Source organism: Pseudomonas mangiferae (genome assembly GCF_007109405.1).
In the GTDB taxonomy this organism is placed as follows: Bacteria; Pseudomonadota; Gammaproteobacteria; order Pseudomonadales; family Pseudomonadaceae; genus Pseudomonas_T; species Pseudomonas_T mangiferae.
In genome coordinates this window covers 85,238-101,888 of record NZ_VJOY01000002.1, presented here as the reverse complement: position 1 = coordinate 101,888, position 16,651 = coordinate 85,238, and the positions used below count along the sequence as shown (strand labels likewise).

Genomic DNA, 16,651 nt, shown 5'->3' with positions numbered 1-16,651 from the left:
AGCGGCCGCCAGTCCGACCACCCCGAGCGATACGAATTGGCTTGACATCGACACGAGCGGTCGGCATGATCTGCCGCCTTATTTATCCCGGTATCCCAGTTTTCGAGGAGCTTGACGGTGGCCAATACACCTTCTGCCAAAAAACGCGCTAAACAGGCTGAGAAGCGTCGTAGCCATAACGCCAGCCTGCGCTCCATGGTCCGCACCTACATCAAGAACGTGGTCAAGGCGATCGACGCCAAAGACCTCGAGAAGGCCCAGACCGCCTACACCCTGGCTGTCCCCGTGATCGACCGTATGGCCGACAAGGGCATCATCCACAAGAACAAGGCCGCTCGTCACAAGAGCCGCCTGAACGCTCACATCAAGGCCCTCGGCGAAGCCGCTGCTGCCTGATCGAGCGATCGAAATAAAAAACCGGCCATTGGCCGGTTTTTTATTGCCTGCAGTTTTTCACTGCCAGGGCATGATCGGAATGGCCGTGACCGCATTCTGCGGGCTGCCCTCGATGACCCGGTCGCTGTAGACCAGGTACACTAGGGTGTTGCGCTTCTTGTCGAAGAACCGCACCACCTGCATCGTCTTGAACACCAGCGAGGTGCGCTCCTTGAACACCTCCTCGCCCTCCTTGAGCTCGGAGACGAAGCGGATCGGCCCCACCTGGCGACACGCCAGCGACGCTTCGGCACGGTCCTCCGCCAGGCCCATCCCACCCTTGACGCCACCGGTCTTGGCACGCGACAGGTAGCAGGTCACTCCCTCCACCTTGGGATCGTCGAACGCCTCCACCACCACCTTGTCGTTGGGGCCGAGCCACTTGAATACCGTGGAGACCTCACCCACCTGCTCCGCCGACGCCAGGAACGGCACGGCCGCCACCACCAGACCCAGATAAGCCTTCAGCATCGATCGCCCCTTACACCAGAACCAGGTTATCCCGATGCACCAGCTCGGGCTCGCTCACGTAGCCCAGCAGGCGCTCGATAGCGTCGGATGGCTGGCCGACGATCTTCTGCGCCTCGACCGCGCTGTAGTTGGCCAGCCCCCGGGCGACCTCACGACCATCCTCGGCGACACAGACGACCATTTCGCCCCGACGGAACGCCCCCTGCACATCCCTGACCCCGACCGGCAGCAGACTCTTGCGATCCTCCACCAGCGCCTTCACCGCGCCATGGTCCAGCACCAGCGTGCCGCGGGTCTGCAGGTGCCCGGCGAGCCACTGCTTGCGCGCCGCCAGCAGGCCGCGCTCGGGCGCCAGCAGCGTCCCCAGGCGCTCCCCCTGACGCAAGCGATCCAGCACGCGCTCGATGCGCCCGCCGACGATCACGGTATGGGCACCGGAGCGTGCCGCCAGGCGTGCCGCCCGCAGCTTGGTCTGCATGCCGCCCCGACCGAGCGCCCCGCCCGTGCCGCCCGCCACGGCGTCCAGAGCGGGGTCGTCGGCCCGTGCTTCGAAGATCAGTTGTGCATCGGGATTGCTGCGGGGATCGGCATCGAACATGCCGTCGCGATCAGTGAGGATCACCAGCAGATCGGCTTCCACCAGATTCGCCACCAGGGCGGCGAGGGTGTCGTTGTCGCCGAAGCGGATCTCATCGGTGACCACGGTGTCGTTTTCGTTGATGACCGGGATCGCGCCCAGCTCCACCAGCGCCCGCAAGGTGCTACGGGCATTCAGGTAGCGCTTGCGGTCGGACAGGTCGTCGTGGGTCAGAAGCACCTGGGCGGTGTGTCGGCCGTGCTCGCCGAAGCTCGACTCCCAGGCCTGCACCAGGCCCATCTGCCCCACGGCGGCAGCCGCCTGCAGCGCGTGCATGGCCTTTGGCCGGCTCGCCCAGCCCAGGCGGCTCATACCCGCCGCCACGGCGCCGGAGGAAACCAGCACCAGCTCGATGCCCGCCTCTCGCAACGCCACCATCTGTTCGACCCAGACCGCCATGGAGGCCCGATCCAGGCCGCGCCCATCGGCGGTCAGCAGAGCGCTGCCGATCTTCACCACCCAGCGCCGCGCGCCGCTCACCTTGTCCCGCATGGTCTCGCCTTATCGATCCGATTGGTCATCGGCGGAGGGCATGCCGCGCGTCCGCCACCGCCGGGCCGGGCGCCACGCGCCCGACGCCAGATCAGGGTACGTAGAAGATTTCCGGACCGTCCTCGTCGTCTTCGTCGTCCTCGAAATCATCGTCATCCTCGGTGCCGGCGCTCTTCAGGCCAGCACGGCGCAGGGCGCGCTGGTCGTCCAGCGCCTGCAGGCGGGCCCGCGCCTCGTCCTCGATGCGCTGATCCAGCTCCGCCAGCTCCTCGGCATAGGCCGGGTCCTCGGCCATGCGCAGGGCGCGCTCGTCGAGATAGCGCATGATTTCCTGGCTCAGGGCCTCGGTGCCTTCGCGCTCCAGGGCGGAAATCACGAATACCGGCCCTTCCCAGCGCAAATGATCCACCACGGCCTGCAGCCGCGCCTCGCGCTCCTCGTCCAGCAACTGGTCGGCCTTGTTCAGCACCAGCCAGCGATCGCGCTCGGTCAGCGCCGGGCTGAAGCGCCCCAGTTCCTGGATGATGGTCTCGGCAGCCGCCGCCGGATCGCTTTCGTCCAGGGGCGCCATGTCCACCAGGTGCAGCAGCAGACGAGTGCGCGCCAGGTGCTTGAGGAAGCGGATTCCGAGACCCGCGCCTTCCGCCGCCCCCTCGATCAGACCGGGGATGTCGGCGACCACGAAGCTCTTGTAGCGCCCCACGCTGACCACGCCCAGGTTCGGCACCAGGGTGGTGAAGGGGTAGTCGGCCACCTTGGGACGCGCCGCTGAAACGGCACGGATAAAGGTGCTCTTGCCGGCATTGGGCAGGCCCAGCAGGCCCACGTCAGCCAGCACCTTCAGTTCCAGTTTCAGATCACGCGCGTCGCCCGGCTTGCCCTTGGTGGTCTGCCGCGGCGCACGGTTGGTACTGGACTTGAACCGGGTATTGCCCAGCCCGTGCCAGCCACCCTGGGCCACCATCAGGCGCTGACCGGGCTTGGTCAGGTCGCCGATGATCTCCTGGGTCGACGCATCAATCACCGTGGTTCCCACCGGCACCGGCAGGGTCAGGTCGTCACCCTTGCGTCCGGTGCAGTCCTTGCTACCGCCATTCTCGCCGCGCTGGGCATCGAAACGACGGGTATAGCGGTAATCCACCAGGGTGTTGAGGTTCTCGTCGGCCTCGAGGAACACGGAACCGCCGTCCCCCCCATCGCCGCCGTTGGGGCCGCCCTTTTCGATGAATTTCTCGCGGCGGAAACTCATGAGACCGTTGCCGCCGTCACCGGCTTTCACGTGAATGGATACTTCATCGACGAATTTCATGGCGCCTCCCACCCTGCGGCGGGTCAAAAAACAAAAGACATAGGATACAGGAAGCCCTGGACATCCGGGTTTCCCTGCAGCAGAAACAAAAAAGCCCCGTCGCGAGACGGGGCTTTTCCAGCAACGCCGCGATCAGGCCGCGACGACGCTCACATAGCGACGACCGAAGGCGCCCTTGACTTCGAACTTAACCACGCCTTCGACTTTGGCGAAGAGGGTGTGGTCCTTGCCGATGCCAACGCCGTAGCCGGCGTGGAACTGGGTGCCGCGCTGACGCACGAGGATGTTGCCGGCCTTGACGACCTGGCCGCCGTACATCTTCACGCCAAGGCGTTTAGATTCCGAATCGCGACCGTTGCGGGTAGAACCGCCAGCTTTTTTGTGTGCCATGAATCAAGCCTCCAAATAAGGGAACCGGGCCGAGAAAATCAGGCCTGGATACCGGTGATTTTGATCTCGGTGTACCACTGACGGTGGCCCTGGCGCTTCATGTGGTGCTTGCGGCGGCGGAACTTGATGATGCGCACTTTATCGTGGCGGCCCTGGGCGACCACTTCGGCGACGACGGTCGCGCCTGCGACCACCGGGGCGCCGATCTGCACGGCATCACCGTTGCCAACCAGCAGAACGCGATCGAAGGTCACGGATTCGCCCGTGGCGACTTCCAGTTTTTCGATCTTGAGGTATTCACCTTCGGCGACTTTGTATTGCTTGCCACCGGTAACGATTACTGCGTACATGGATGTTCTCCGTTAAACCTGCTCACCCGACGCTTTATAGATGTAGGAAGGGGTCGGCATGGCTGCACGAACCGGACGGGAGCGTGCAATTTGCGTAGGCAGGAAAATGCCCAAGGGAAGTTAGGGGCCGCGATTGTACGCAACGCGCGACCGCTCCGCAAGCCTCGCCCGGGCTTGCCTTGACAGCCCCCGACCCGCCACCTAGCATGCCGCGCAACCTCTCAGGAGCACCTGTCGCTGATGCAACCCCAGGCTTTTTACCGCGTGGTGGCGGATGACTTCACCGCCGTCGACGGCATCATTCGCCGTCAGCTCGCATCCCGCGTGCCCCTGGTCGAAAAAATCGGCGACTACATCATTTCCGCGGGGGGCAAGCGCCTTCGCCCGCTGCTGGTGCTGCTCTCCGGCAAGGCCCTGGGCCGCGAGGGCGATGACCTCTGCCTGCTGGCCGCCACCATCGAGTTCCTGCACACCGCCACCCTGCTGCACGACGACGTGGTGGACATGTCCGGCATGCGCCGGGGCCGTTCTACCGCCAATGCCTTGTGGGGCAACGCACCCAGCGTGCTGGTGGGCGACTTCCTCTATTCGCGTTCCTTCGAAATGATGGTGGAACTCGGTTCGATGCCGGTGATGCGCATCCTCTCGGAAGCCACTCGGGTGATCGCCGAGGGCGAGGTGCTGCAACTGTCGAAGATACGCGACGCCAGCACCACCGAGGACACCTACATGGAGGTGATCCGCGGCAAGACGGCGATGCTCTTCGAGGCGTCCACCCATAGCGCCGCCGCCCTGGCCGAGGCTTCTCCGGAGCAACGCGACGCCCTGCGCCGCTTCGGCGACCACCTGGGCGTCGCCTTCCAACTGGTGGACGACCTGCTCGACTATAAGGGCGATGCCGATACCCTGGGCAAGAACGTCGGTGACGACCTGGCCGAAGGCAAGCCTACCCTGCCCCTCATCTACACCATGCGCGAAGGCGATGCCGCCCAGGCGACGCTGGTGCGCCAGGCGATCCAGCAAGGGGGCAGCCAGGACCTGGAAAGCATTCGCCAGGCGGTGGAGGCGGCCGGCGCCCTGGACTACACCGCCAGCCTGGCCCAGGACTACGCCGAGCGCGCGATTGGCTGCCTCGACGTCCTGCCCGCCAGTGAATACCGGGACGCCCTGGTCGAACTCACCCGCTTCGCCGTCGCCCGCACCCACTGAGGCGCCCCTACGGCGTGATCGAAAGCCCGTCCCTGGACGGGCTTTTTTCATTGGCGCGACGAAAGGGCCCGCATGCGCTTGCCATTCTGAAAATAAGAATTATTCTCATTACCTACGTCGAGCATTCAAGGAGATGAGACCATGACCTATCTGATCGATGCCTGGCTGGATCGCCCGCATCCCTACCTGCGCATCCTGCACCGGGAAACCGGGGAGGTCTGCGCGGTGCTCGAAGAGGACGCCCTGGACGAGCTGCGCGACCAAGGCGACCTCGACCTCGCCGGACTGAGCTCCAGCGAGCCGTCGGTGCTCAAGGAACTGGTGCGAAGCCTGTTCCTGTTCTGCTATGCCCGGGCGCTTCGGCCCCAGGGATTGACCCACTGAGGGCCGGCCGGTACGGCTATATAGCGCTCGGTCTGAAAACGAAACCAGCCGGGCGGGCATCGCCCGGCTGGCATGACGCGTGGAACGGGTGGCGTTCAGAGTACGTCGAGCAGCTCGACGTCAAACACCAGCACGCTGTGGGGCGGAATGCTCCCGGCGCCCTGGGCACCGTAAGCCAGCTCGCTGGGCACGTGGAGGCGCCATTTGCTACCGGCATTCATCAGTTGCAGCGCCTCGACCCAGCCGGCGATTACCCCACCCACCGGGAACTCCGCCGGCTCGCCACGGGCGTAGGAGCTGTCGAACACGGTGCCGTCGATCAGCGTCCCGTGGTAGTGGGTACGTACCTGGTCCTCGCGGCTGGGCTTCGGCCCTTCGCCGGCCACCAGCACTTCGTATTGCAGGCCGGAGGGCAACTGGGTCACCCCTTCGCGCTTGGCGTTTTCCTGCAGGTAGACCTTGCCGGCTTCGGCGGCGGCTTCCGCCTTGGCCTGGGCCTCGACGCGCATGCGCTCGCGGATCACCTGGAAGCTGGCGGACAGCTCGGCATCGCCGACCCGACCCGGCTGGCCGAGAAAGGCATCGCGCAGGCCGGCCAGCACCGCGTCCAGCACCACGCCGGGCGGCGGGTTGTCGCGGATCTGGTCGCCCAGTTGACGGCCGATGCCATAGCTGACACGGGCCTCGTCGGTGGAAAGATCGAATTCGGACATGGGCGAATGCTCCGCTGGAAAAAAGGCCGGCCAGCCTAGCACAGGCCACCGGCGGGCATGGGGTCAGTGCTTGGTGAGCTTGTCCAGGTAACCCATGGCGAAGGCGGACACCACGAAGGTCATGTGCAGGATGACGTACCAGAAGATCTTGTCGTTGGAGGTGTTCACCGCATCCATGAAGACCCGCAGCAGGTGAATCGAGGAAATCGCCACGATGGACGCCGCCACCTTCATCTTCAGCGAGCTGGAGTCCATCTTGCCCAGCCAGCTGAGCTTTTCCTTGCTCTCGTCGATGTCCAGCTGGGACACGAAGTTCTCGTACCCGGAGAACATCACCATCACCAGCAGCCCGCCCACCAGGGACATGTCGATCAGCGACAGCAACACCAGGATCAGTTCGGCCTCGGTCTTCTCGAAGATATGAGGCAGGACGTGGATCACCTCCTGGAAGAACTTCAGGCACAACGCCAGGAGCGCCAGGGACAGGCCGAAGTAGATGGGCGCCAGGATCCAGCGCGAGGCATACATCAGGTTTTCCAGAACACGTTCCATGGGGCCTTACCCTTTGCCGGTCGAAAGGCGGCGGAGTATACCGAGCGCGTGCCCCCGATCGCAGCGAAGGCGAGAGCAAAACGCTACAAAAACCGTTGCAAAGGTTATCCCCGCTTTCTGTGGATAATTCTGTGGACGATGCGGGGAGCGAATGCCCGGCGCCAGGCCGGCCGGTGGCTGGACGCGACCGGTCGATCCGTGAGCGTCAGCGGTCCGGGTGGAGTTGGCAGTCGCCGAGCCGACGGCAGCGGTGGTGATCGAGGCGGCGCAGTTCGCCGAGTAGATGCAGGCGCCAGATGGGTGGGTCGAAGGCTTCGGCGTAGCCCAGCTCGGCCAGGCACTCGACGATCGCCGCGAGCACCGATTCCGCCGCCAGAGGCCCGTGGAATGGGCCCTGGGCCCTGATCGCCGAGGGCTGCGCGCCATTCATGCCGGCGGCGCAGAGCAGGGTCCACAGCCCGTTTTCACCGCCCAGCGGGCGGATGAGGCACTCGATCCGCGTGGTCAGGCCGAGGCATTGACGGGTCAGGATGAGGTTGCGCGACATGCTGGCAGTCCCCATGGAAGCCTGGACCCACCCTACACCCGCCGGACGCCCGGGAAAAGCGTCGGGCTTATCCCCGGCCTCTGTGGATAACCCTGTGGGCGACCCCGGGACAGACGCCCCGGGACGCCGCCCCGTCTAGGCCGGCGGTCCCTGCTCGGAAAACGTGCGACGACACCGCCGGTCGCTCACTCCACCGGGCCTTCCGGCTTGCGCCGCACCGGGGTCTTGCGTGGCTTGGCGGGGACCTTCAGTGGCTCGGGGATGGGCGGCTCGATCAGCGGTTCCTTCGCCGGTCGCTCCTTGGGCCGCGGCCCCTGGTGCGGCGTCTCCGCCGGGGTCACCACGACCGGTATCGCATCGCCGACCAGAGCCTTGACCGGCTCCTCTTCGACGCCCATCTCGGCGATCTCCCGCAGGCGCTCCACCACCCGGGCATTGACGCTGCCCTTGGCGAAGCGGCCCTTGGCGTCCGCCGCACCGGCCGGCTCGCCCACCAGCAGCGCCAGCGCCTCGTCGGCGTGGCGCACCGCGTAGACATGGAACTGCCCGCCGCGCACCGCCTGCAGTACCTTCTCGTCCAGCATCAGGGTGGCGACGTTGGCGTGGGGGATGATCACCCCCTGCTCGCCGGTGAGGCCGCGGGCCTCGCAGAGGCGGAAGAAGCCCTCGATCTTCTCGTTGACCCCGCCCACCGCCTGCACTTCGCCGAACTGGTTGATCGAGCCGGTGATGGCGAAGCACTGCTTGAGAGGGGTGCGCGACAGCGCGGAGATCAGCGTGCACACCTCCCCCAGGGACGCGCTGTCGCCGTCGACGTAGCCGTAGGACTGCTCCAGGGCGATGCTGGCGGAGATGGCCAGGGGGAATTCCTGGGCATAGCGGCTGCCCAGGTAGCCCGTGAGGATCATCACCCCCTTGGAGTGGATCGGCTGGCCCAGGTTGACCTCCCGTTCGATGTCGACGATGCCGCTGCCGCCCGGGTAGACCGTGGCAGAAATCCGCGCTGGCACGCCGAACGCGGAATCGCCCACCTGCAGCACGGTCAGGCCATTGCACTTGCCGATGGCCGCGCCCTCGGTGTCGATCAGGATGATCCCCGCCAGCATGTCGTCGAAGATCCGCGCCGAGACCCGCCCGGTGCGGGTCGCCTTGGCCCGCAGGGCGCGCTCGATGTGGCCGGCATCGGTCACCGGGTCGCTGGCCAGCTGGCGGATGAAGTCGGCCTCGCTGACCAGCTGGAACAGATCGCCGATGCGCGCGGACAGGCGCCCCTGGTGCTCCGCCAGGCGTGCGCTGTAGGTGGCCAGGCGCGCCACCGCCGCGGCGGTCAGGGGCGCCATCCCCTCTTCCGAGGTGCGGGTTTTCATCAACTGGGCGAACTGCTCCAGGCTGTCTTCGCCCAGGGGGATGTCCTCGTCGAAGTCCACCAGCACCCGGAACATCTCCTGGAAGTCCGGATCGAGGTCCTGCAGCGTGTAGTACAGCTGCCGCGAGCCGATGATCACCACCTTGACCTGCAGGGGGATCACCTGGGGTGTGAGGCTCACCGTGGCCAGGCGGCCCAGCTCCACCAGGGGGGATTCCATCTTCACCTGGCGCGACTGCAGGGCGCGCTTGAGCGCCTCCCAGACGAACGGCTCGCTGAACAGCTTCTCCGCCTCCAGCACCAGGAAGCCGCCGTTGGCCCGGTGCAGGGCGCCCGGTCGCAGCTGGCGGTAGCTGGTGTAAAGAGCACCCTGGTCGTTGCCGTATTCGATGCGGCCGAACAGGTTGTCGTAGGTGGGGTGCGGCTCGAACACCACTGGCGCGCCGCCATTGGCGGCATGGCCCACCACCAGGCTGGGGCAGTACTGCTCCTCCAGCATCTGGCGACGCTGGGCGTCGACCCGGTTCTCCTCCACCAACTGCTCCACCACGGTCTTGAGCAGGTAGACCTGCATCGCCTGCAGGTAGGCGACTACCCCGGCGTTCTCCGCGTATTTCGCCGAGAGCGGTGTCAGCAGCGGCTGCAGCGCCTGAGTGATGGTGTCCTCGTTCAGCTGGCGCATCTGGTTGCTGGACTCGCGCTTCCACTGCGGCAGGCTCGCCAGTTCCTCGTTGAGGCGCTCCTCCAGGCTGGAGATGTCATGGTGGAAACGCTCCCGCTCCTCCTCGGACAGCTGGGCGAACTCCGCCTCGTCCAGGGCCTTGCCATCCTTCATGGGGGTGAAGGCGATGTTGCTGCTGTCGCGGTAGAGGGCCACGTCCTTTTCCAGGGCCAGGCGCTCGATCACGTCCAGGGCGCGGTCGTAGCGCTGGTTGAAGGCGCGGTCGATGGCGCTCTTCTTCTGCTGGTAGGTGGGCGCCTCGAAGACCGCCGGGAAGGTGGCCATGAGGTTGTCGATCAGCGCGTCGAGGTCGTCGATGAAGCCGTCCGCCTCGCCGGGCGGCAGCTCCAGGGCGCGGGGTTCGCGGGGCTCGTCGAAATGGTTGACGTAGACCCAGTCGGACGGCGTGGCCAAGCGCTTGGCCTCGGCCTTGAGGTAGCGCTGGACGAAGGAGAAGCGCCCGGTGCCGGGCTCGCCCATGACGAAGACGTTGTAGCCGGGGCGCGGCATGGCCACGCCGAACTGCAGGGCCTCTACCGCGCGCTCCTGGCCGAGCACGCCGCGGAAGGGTTCCAGGTCCTCGGTGGTCTTGAAGTCGAACTGGGTGGGGGCGAAGGGACGGGTCAGCGCATCGGGCGCCAGCCGCAGGCTGGCGGCTACGGATTTGGGCATCGGGTGTCCTTGATGGGGCGGGCCTCGCGGCGATGGGTCATTCTGGCGCCGCCCGCGCGCCAGTGGCAAGGCCGCCGGCCGGCGTGGCTTGACAGCGGACCGGGGCTTGGCAAAGCTCCGCCGCCCGCCCCTGGAAAAGAACAACCCCTTGAAACGGACCCCGGCGTACCTCGCGCTCTGCCTCGCCACCCTGCTGCCCGCCGGCCTGCGCGCCGCCCCCGCAGCGACCGACCCGGCCCTTACCCGTCTCGCCGCAGACCCCTACTGGATCGCCCTCGGCCATTACGAGACCGGCAAGCTGGGCGGCTGGCGCAGCTACGTCGACGACCCGCGCTTCTTCCTGTCGAAGGACGGCGACCATGACCCGGCGGCGGAGCTGGCAGCCACCCTGGAGGCGCTGAAGGCGCCGGCCAGCCTCGGCGACCGCCACGCCCAGTGCGTCTACCCGGCGCGCACCCGCTGGCTGCGGGAACGCCTGGACCTGCGCGACCTGCCGCGCCCGGCCTGCGCCGAATTCGATCGCTGGTACGCCGACATCGCCCCCCACAGCACCGTGCTGGTGTTCCCCGCCGCCTACCTGAACAGCCCGTCGTCCATGTTCGGCCATACCCTGCTGCGCATCGACCAGGCGGACATCGACAGCCACAACACCGCGATGCTCAGCTACGCGCTGAACTTCGGCGCCTTCATCGAAGGCATGGACAACAGCATCCTGTACGCCTGGAAAGGCCTGATGGGCGGCTACCCGGGGCTGTTCGCCCTGGTGCCCTACAGTGAGAAGCTCAGCGAATACAGCCGCCTGGAAAACCGCGACCTGTGGGAATACCGGCTGAACCTGACGCCGGAGGAAACCGGCCGCATGGTGGAGCACGTCTGGGAACTCAAGCAGATCCGCTTCGACTATTACTTCTTCGACGAGAACTGCTCGTTCCGCCTGCTGGAACTGCTGGAGATCGCCCGCCCGGGCGTCGAGCTGACCCGCCACTTCCCCATCACCGCGATCCCCACCGACACCGTGCGCGCGGTGGGCGACGCCGGCCTGGTGGAGCGCATCGACTACCGGCCGTCCCGGGAGAAGGAGCTGCAGGCCCGCGACGCGCCCCTGGAGCCCGGCGAGCAGGCCTGGGTGCTGCGCCTGGCGGACGACGCCAGCGCCCTGGACGACCCGGCCTTCGCTGCGCTGCCGGCGCCGCGCAGGGCGCTGATCCAGGACGCCGCGTTCCGCCTGCTGCGTTACCGCTCCAGCAGCGCCGAGCGGGACAGCGCCCGCAGCCTGCGCAGCTACAGGCTGCTGCAGGCGATCAACCGCAATCCGCCGCCGCCGCTGCAGGTGGCGCGCCCCGACCTGCCGGAAGACGGCCACGAGTCGCGCACCTGGCAATTGGGGGCCGGCAGCCGCGACGGCGAGGCCTACGCCGAGTACGGCCTGCGCATGGCCTACCACGACCTGCAGGACAACCTCAGCGGCTTCCCTCTGGGCGCGCAGATCGAGATCGCCCAGCTCAAGCTGCGCCAGTACGAGGACAACCACTGGCAGCTGCAGCGCCTGGACTTGGCCACCATCCGCTCCCTCACCCCCCGCTCGGCGCTGCTCAAGCCCTGGTCGTGGCAGGTGGGCGGCGGCCTGGAGCGGGTGCCGGGGCGCCACGGTGACGAAACCCTGGTCAGCCACATCAGCGGCGGCGCCGGGGCCAGTTGGTTGCTGGGGAACGACACCCTGGCCTTCGCCCTGGCCACCGCGCGCCTGGAGCACAATGGCGACTTCACGCCGTTCGTGGCCGCCGCCGCGGGCTTCAATGGGGGCGTGCTATGGCGCAACCGCCTGGGCAACCTGGGCCTGGAGGCGCGGGGCGACTACTTCAACACCGGCGAGGCGCGGCGCACCCTGTCCCTCAACCAGCAATGGGAGCTGTCGCGCAACCTCGGCCTGCGCCTGTCGGCCAACCGCACCTTCACCCACTTCAGCGAACCCTTGAACGACATCAGCCTCGAACTGAAGTGGTACCACTACTGAGCCGGGGCCGGCGCTAAACGGCGCACCGGGGGCGCTGGGGCCTGGCGGTCCGGTGCATGGCACGGCGACCGCCACGACGCCAGGCGCAAGGTCTTCGTCGGCCTGTTGGCCCGCTCGTGCGAGCCGACGGCTCCGGTAACCGGTCCAACTCGCCCGCCGGGCAGATATCACCCCGCCACCGTGGTCATCGCGCCTTGGCATGGATCGACGCGCCCTATCCCGGATGTCGCGCCACTTGCCGTGCCGTCCGCCCACCGTCATTTCATCGAGGAGCCCCTTATGACCGCTACCCCTCACCAAGTCCTGGAGGTCGAGGGTGGCAAGCCCATCAAGCTCTGGACCCGCGGCGTGCCGGTGGAAGAGGATGCCCGGCGCCAACTGATGAACACCGCGAGGATGCCGTTCATTTTCAAGCACCTGGCGGTGATGCCCGACGTGCACCTGGGCAAGGGCTCCACCATCGGCAGCGTGATCCCCACGGTCGGCGCAGTGATTCCCGCGGCGGTGGGCGTCGACATCGGCTGCGGGATGATCGCCGCGCGCACCTCGTTGACCGCGGCGGACCTGCCGGACAACCTGCACAGCCTGCGCAGCGCCATCGAGCAGGCGGTGCCCCACGGCAAGACCTTCGGCGGCCGCGACCGGGGCGCCTGGAACCACGTACCCGCTGCCACCGACCAGGCCTGGAAGGCCCTCAGCGGCCGCTTCAAGGCCATCACCGACAAGTACCCGAGGCTGGCCAAGACCAACAATCGCCAGCACCTGGGCACCCTGGGCACCGGCAACCACTTCGTCGAGGTCTGCCTGGACGAGGCGGACCGGATCTGGTTCATGCTCCACAGCGGCTCGCGCGGGGTCGGCAACGCCATCGGCAACCTGTTCATCGAGCTGGCCCAGGCGGACATGCGCCAGCACCTGGCCAACCTGCCGGACCGCGACCTGGCCTATTTCGAGGAAGGCAGCCGGCACTTCGACGACTATGTGGAGGCCGTGGGCTGGGCCCAGGACTTCGCCCGGCAGAACCGCGCCCTGATGATGCAGGCGACCCTCGACGCGGCGCGCCGGGTGATCGCCAAGCCCTTCGAAGCGAACCTGGAAGCGGTCAACTGCCACCACAACTACGTGCAGAAGGAGCGCCACTTCGGCCGCGAGGTGCTGGTGACCCGCAAGGGCGCGGTCTCCGCGCAGAAAGGCGAACTGGGCATCATCCCCGGCTCCATGGGGACCCGGAGCTTCATCGTCCGCGGCCTCGGCAACCCCGACGCGTTCTGTTCCTGCAGCCACGGCGCCGGGCGCACCATGAGCCGCACCCAGGCGAAGAGGCAGTTCAGCGTCGAGGACCAGATCCGCGCCACCGCCCACGTGGAATGCCGCAAGGATGCCGCGGTGATCGATGAGATCCCCATGGCCTACAAGGACATCGACCGGGTGATGGCCGCCCAGCGCGACCTGGTGGAAGTGGTGCATACGCTGCGCCAGGTGGTCTGCGTGAAAGGCTGAGCCTGCCAGCGCATCCGGCCAGTCCTTTAAAGCGCAACCGCCCCCAGGTAACGCCAGGGAGTCGGCCGCGCCGCGTTGATCAAGCCGCGCGGCCCACGCTCCGTCCGCCAGGCCACGCCGGTTGACCCGGGCATCCAAGGGTCGCCACTATCGGCCGGAGACCGTCCCAGGAGGAATGCCATGAGCTCGTCCGAAACCCTGCGCCCCGGCTGGATCGTGCTGGTGATGGGGGTGTCCGGCAGCGGCAAGACCAGCGTCGGCGCCCGGCTGGCGGCCCGTTTGGGCTGGGGCTTCTCCGATGCCGACGAATTCCACAGCGCGGCCAACAAGGCCAAGATGGCCAGCGGCGTCGCCCTCACCGATGACGACCGCAGGCCCTGGCTGCAGGCCATGCGCGCCGCCATCGAGACGCGCCAGGCAGGGGGCGGTCGCCACGTCTTCGCCTGCTCGGCCCTCAAGCGCGCCTACCGCCAGGCACTGAGCGGCGACGATCCGTCCCTGCTGACGGTATTCCTCGACGGTCCGCCCGAAGTCCTGGCGGACCGCCTGACCCGGCGCAGCGGGCACTTCTTCGACCCGCGGCTGCTGGAAAGCCAGCTGGCGACCCTGGAGCCGCCCACCGCGGAAGACGCCTGGCGGGTCGACATCCAACAGCCCCTGGCGCGCATCGTGGACGACTTGGCGAAGCGCATCGAGGCCCTGCCCGCCCCGCCACTCCCAGGCAAGTCCTGATCGGCGATACGCCGAACCACCGTGCCGCCAGGCGGAGCCGGATGGCTGGCCCCTCCCCAGCCTTCGCACAGCGAACGGAACGACCTCTTAAATGGCGCCATCCCTGTGCGCCCGTAGGAGGATCGGGCGGGGTGGTGAGACACTGCCGCGGACTCGCCCATCGCTCGCCGCCCCCTGAAACGAAAACGGGGCCCGAAGGCCCCGTTCCGCGCGCCGGCGGTTAGGCCAGCTTCTTGTAGCGCACCCGGTGCGGCTGGGCGGCGGCATCGCCCAGGCGTTTCTTGCGATCCGCCTCGTACTCGGTGTAGTTGCCCTCGAAGAACACCACCTGGGAATCGTGCTCGTAGGCGAGGATGTGGGTGGCGATGCGGTCCAGGAACCAGCGATCGTGAGAAATCACGATGGCGGCGCCGGGGAAGTCCAGCAGCGCCTCTTCCAGCGCACGCAGGGTCTCTACATCGAGGTCGTTGGACGGTTCGTCCAGCAGCAGCACGTTGCCGCCCTGCTTCAGGGTCAGGGCCAGGTGCAGGCGCCCGCGTTCGCCGCCGGAGAGGTCCTTGACGAACTTCTGCTGGTCGGCGCCCTTGAAGTTGAAGCGCCCGACGTAGCCGCGGGACGGCACCTCGTAGTTGCCGATGCGGATCATGTCGAGGCCGTCGGAGACCTGTTCCCAGACGGTCTTGCCGCCGTCCAGGCTGTCGCGGCTCTGGTCGACGCTGGCCAGCTGCACGGTGTCGCCCACCTCGATGGTGCCCGCGTCCGGCTGTTCCTTACCCATGATCATGCGGAACAGGGTGGACTTGCCGGCGCCGTTGCCGCCGATCACGCCGACGATGGCGCCCTTGGGCACGCTGAACGACAGGTTGTCGATCAGCACGCGGTCGCCGTAGCCCTTGCTGACGTTGTGGAACTCGATGACCTTGTCCCCCAGGCGCGGGCCGGCGGGGATGTAGATCTCGTTGGTCTCGCTGCGCTTCTGGAATTCCTGGGACTGCATTTCCTCGAAGCGCTGCAGGCGGGCCTTGGACTTGGCCTGGCGGCCCTTGGCGCCCTGGCGCACCCAGTCCAGCTCGGCCTTCATGGCCTTCTGGTGGGAGGATTCCTGCTTGGCTTCCTGGGCCAGGCGGGCGGCCTTGGATTCCAGCCAGCCGGAGTAATTGCCCTCGAAGGGGATGCCGTGGCCGCGGTCCAGTTCGAGGATCCAGCCGGCGACGTTGTCGAGGAAGTAACGGTCGTGGGTGATGGCCACCACGGTGCCGGGGAAGTCGTGGAGGAAGTGCTCCAGCCAGGCCACCGAGTCGGCGTCCAGGTGGTTGGTGGGTTCGTCCAGCAGCAGCATGTCCGGTGCCGACAGCAGCAGCCGGCAAAGCGCCACGCGGCGCTTCTCGCCCCCGGAGAGGTGTTCGATCTTGGCGTCCCACGGCGGCAGACGCAGGGCGTCGGCGGCGACTTCCAGCTGGCGCTCCAGGTTGTGGCCGTCGGCGGCCTGGAGGATGGCTTCCAGCTTGGCCTGCTCGGCAGCCAGGGCATCGAAGTCGGCCTCCGGCTCGGCGTAGGCGGCATAGACCTCGTCCAGGCGAGCCTGGGCCTGCTTGATCACGCCGACCGCCTCCTCCACCGCCTCGCGCACGCTCTGCTGCGGGTCGAGCTTCGGTTCCTGGGGCAGGTAGCCGACGTTGATGCCGGGCATCGGCCGGGCTTCGCCGTCGATCTCGGTGTCCACCCCGGCCATGATCCGCAGCAGGGTGGATTTGCCCGCACCGTTCAGGCCGAGCACGCCGATCTTGGCGCCGGGGAAGAACGACAGGGAGATGTCCTTGAGGATTTCACGCTTCGGGGGCACGACTTTGCTGACCCGATGCATGGTGTAGACGTACTGAGCCATGATGACCTTGTTTTACCTTGTCTTCGGACAGAAGGGGCGGCCGCGGCGGCTGGCATCCGGGAGGCGCCTCGCCACGGGCGGCGGCCCCGGAGCATAGCGCCTCGCGGGCACGCGCGTCGGGCAAAGCTACCGGAATGCTCCTGGCAGGGCAAACCGCCCGATCACCGATACTGGCACTTTGCCCGGACTCCGGGCATGCTACCCGCCCCCCGCGTCAGCAGTCTAAAGTCAGGACATCGCCCTGCCTTCGCATCGGTCATCGAAGGAAACGC

At 67.1% G+C, this 16,651-nt stretch carries 16 protein-coding genes; 6 read left to right on the top strand and 10 right to left on the bottom strand.

Features of this window, described 5'->3' with window-relative positions:
• Positions 1-117: 117 nt before the first annotated feature.
• Positions 118-396 (top strand): 30S ribosomal protein S20, encoded by a 279-nt coding sequence (rpsT, locus tag FM069_RS02745; protein ID WP_143486752.1) that lies wholly within the window; start codon positions 118-120, stop codon positions 394-396.
• A gap of 57 nt (positions 397-453) precedes the next feature.
• On the opposite strand, the gene FM069_RS02740 is transcribed toward rpsT, so the two are convergent.
• The 5 genes from FM069_RS02740 to rplU form a co-directional block, all read right to left on the bottom strand.
• A complete protein-coding gene (locus FM069_RS02740) occupies positions 454-906 on the bottom strand; it encodes a CreA family protein (RefSeq protein ID WP_143486751.1) in 453 nt (150 codons plus the stop codon).
• A gap of 10 nt (positions 907-916) precedes the next feature.
• Positions 917-2,035, bottom strand: a complete 1,119-nt coding sequence (gene proB / locus FM069_RS02735; RefSeq protein ID WP_143486750.1) for a glutamate 5-kinase — start codon at positions 2,033-2,035, stop codon at positions 917-919.
• A 91-nt stretch (positions 2,036-2,126) separates the two neighbouring features.
• On the bottom strand, positions 2,127-3,344 hold the full coding sequence (gene cgtA, locus FM069_RS02730) for an Obg family GTPase CgtA (protein WP_143486749.1): 1,218 nt from the start codon (positions 3,342-3,344) through the stop codon (positions 2,127-2,129).
• 132 nt (positions 3,345-3,476) lie between these two features.
• Positions 3,477-3,734, bottom strand: coding sequence for a 50S ribosomal protein L27 (gene rpmA, locus FM069_RS02725; protein ID WP_143486748.1), 258 nt, complete (start codon positions 3,732-3,734; stop codon positions 3,477-3,479).
• A 38-nt stretch (positions 3,735-3,772) separates the two neighbouring features.
• Complete coding sequence (rplU, locus tag FM069_RS02720) at positions 3,773-4,084, bottom strand: 50S ribosomal protein L21 (RefSeq protein WP_143486747.1); 312 nt, start codon at positions 4,082-4,084, stop codon at positions 3,773-3,775.
• Between the two features lie 240 nt (positions 4,085-4,324).
• Between rplU and FM069_RS02715 the strand changes: the two genes are divergently transcribed.
• On the top strand, positions 4,325-5,293 hold the full coding sequence (locus FM069_RS02715; protein ID WP_143486746.1) for a polyprenyl synthetase family protein: 969 nt from the start codon (positions 4,325-4,327) through the stop codon (positions 5,291-5,293).
• Between the two features lie 141 nt (positions 5,294-5,434).
• The gene (locus FM069_RS02710; RefSeq protein WP_143486745.1) at positions 5,435-5,677 is read left to right on the top strand and encodes a PA4570 family protein; all 243 of its coding nucleotides are present in this window, start codon (positions 5,435-5,437) and stop codon (positions 5,675-5,677) included.
• Positions 5,678-5,772: 95 nt separating this feature from the next.
• Here the strand turns inward: FM069_RS02710 and FM069_RS02705 are convergent, their stop codons facing one another.
• The 4 genes from FM069_RS02705 to FM069_RS02690 form a co-directional block, all read right to left on the bottom strand.
• Positions 5,773-6,390 carry an FKBP-type peptidyl-prolyl cis-trans isomerase gene (locus FM069_RS02705; RefSeq protein WP_143486744.1) on the bottom strand — a complete coding sequence of 206 codons (618 nt, stop codon included), beginning with the start codon at positions 6,388-6,390 and terminating at the stop codon, positions 5,773-5,775.
• A 63-nt stretch (positions 6,391-6,453) separates the two neighbouring features.
• Positions 6,454-6,942, bottom strand: a complete 489-nt coding sequence (locus tag FM069_RS02700; protein ID WP_143486743.1) for a TIGR00645 family protein — start codon at positions 6,940-6,942, stop codon at positions 6,454-6,456.
• A gap of 205 nt (positions 6,943-7,147) precedes the next feature.
• On the bottom strand, positions 7,148-7,489 hold the full coding sequence (locus FM069_RS02695) for a PA4575 family protein (RefSeq protein ID WP_143486742.1): 342 nt from the start codon (positions 7,487-7,489) through the stop codon (positions 7,148-7,150).
• A gap of 185 nt (positions 7,490-7,674) precedes the next feature.
• Complete coding sequence (locus FM069_RS02690; protein WP_143486741.1) at positions 7,675-10,248, bottom strand: Lon protease family protein; 2,574 nt, start codon at positions 10,246-10,248, stop codon at positions 7,675-7,677.
• 148 nt (positions 10,249-10,396) lie between these two features.
• On the opposite strand from FM069_RS02690, the gene FM069_RS02685 reads away from it, so the two are divergent.
• From FM069_RS02685 to FM069_RS02675, 3 genes are all read left to right on the top strand, one after another.
• The gene (locus FM069_RS02685; RefSeq protein ID WP_407681554.1) at positions 10,397-12,262 is read left to right on the top strand and encodes an Lnb N-terminal periplasmic domain-containing protein; all 1,866 of its coding nucleotides are present in this window, start codon (positions 10,397-10,399) and stop codon (positions 12,260-12,262) included.
• Between the two features lie 279 nt (positions 12,263-12,541).
• Complete coding sequence (locus FM069_RS02680) at positions 12,542-13,762, top strand: RtcB family protein (RefSeq protein ID WP_143486740.1); 1,221 nt, start codon at positions 12,542-12,544, stop codon at positions 13,760-13,762.
• A gap of 180 nt (positions 13,763-13,942) precedes the next feature.
• Positions 13,943-14,494, top strand: a complete 552-nt coding sequence (locus FM069_RS02675) for a gluconokinase (protein ID WP_143486739.1) — start codon at positions 13,943-13,945, stop codon at positions 14,492-14,494.
• A 220-nt stretch (positions 14,495-14,714) separates the two neighbouring features.
• Here FM069_RS02675 and ettA read toward each other — a convergent pair whose 3' ends face one another.
• Positions 14,715-16,379 carry an energy-dependent translational throttle protein EttA gene (gene ettA / locus FM069_RS02670; protein WP_143486738.1) on the bottom strand — a complete coding sequence of 555 codons (1,665 nt, stop codon included), beginning with the start codon at positions 16,377-16,379 and terminating at the stop codon, positions 14,715-14,717.
• Between the last annotated feature and the right edge of the window lie 272 nt (positions 16,380-16,651).

Excerpts from the sequence above, each read along its gene's own strand:
- cgtA (WP_143486749.1), bottom strand. The coding sequence starts at position 3,344 with ATGAAATTCGTCGATGAAGTATCCATTCACGTGAAAGCCGGTGACGGC.
- FM069_RS02680 (WP_143486740.1), top strand. The coding sequence starts at position 12,542 with ATGACCGCTACCCCTCACCAAGTCCTGGAGGTCGAGGGTGGCAAGCCC.
- FM069_RS02715 (WP_143486746.1), top strand. The coding sequence starts at position 4,325 with ATGCAACCCCAGGCTTTTTACCGCGTGGTGGCGGATGACTTCACCGCC.
- FM069_RS02710 (WP_143486745.1), top strand. The coding sequence starts at position 5,435 with ATGACCTATCTGATCGATGCCTGGCTGGATCGCCCGCATCCCTACCTG.
- FM069_RS02695 (WP_143486742.1), bottom strand. The coding sequence starts at position 7,489 with ATGTCGCGCAACCTCATCCTGACCCGTCAATGCCTCGGCCTGACCACG.
- rplU (WP_143486747.1), bottom strand. The coding sequence starts at position 4,084 with ATGTACGCAGTAATCGTTACCGGTGGCAAGCAATACAAAGTCGCCGAA.
- FM069_RS02740 (WP_143486751.1), bottom strand. The coding sequence starts at position 906 with ATGCTGAAGGCTTATCTGGGTCTGGTGGTGGCGGCCGTGCCGTTCCTG.
- FM069_RS02690 (WP_143486741.1), bottom strand. The coding sequence starts at position 10,248 with ATGCCCAAATCCGTAGCCGCCAGCCTGCGGCTGGCGCCCGATGCGCTG.
- rpmA (WP_143486748.1), bottom strand. The coding sequence starts at position 3,734 with ATGGCACACAAAAAAGCTGGCGGTTCTACCCGCAACGGTCGCGATTCG.
- proB (WP_143486750.1), bottom strand. The coding sequence starts at position 2,035 with ATGCGGGACAAGGTGAGCGGCGCGCGGCGCTGGGTGGTGAAGATCGGC.
- ettA (WP_143486738.1), bottom strand. The coding sequence starts at position 16,379 with ATGGCTCAGTACGTCTACACCATGCATCGGGTCAGCAAAGTCGTGCCC.
- FM069_RS02705 (WP_143486744.1), bottom strand. The coding sequence starts at position 6,390 with ATGTCCGAATTCGATCTTTCCACCGACGAGGCCCGTGTCAGCTATGGC.
- FM069_RS02700 (WP_143486743.1), bottom strand. The coding sequence starts at position 6,942 with ATGGAACGTGTTCTGGAAAACCTGATGTATGCCTCGCGCTGGATCCTG.
- FM069_RS02675 (WP_143486739.1), top strand. The coding sequence starts at position 13,943 with ATGAGCTCGTCCGAAACCCTGCGCCCCGGCTGGATCGTGCTGGTGATG.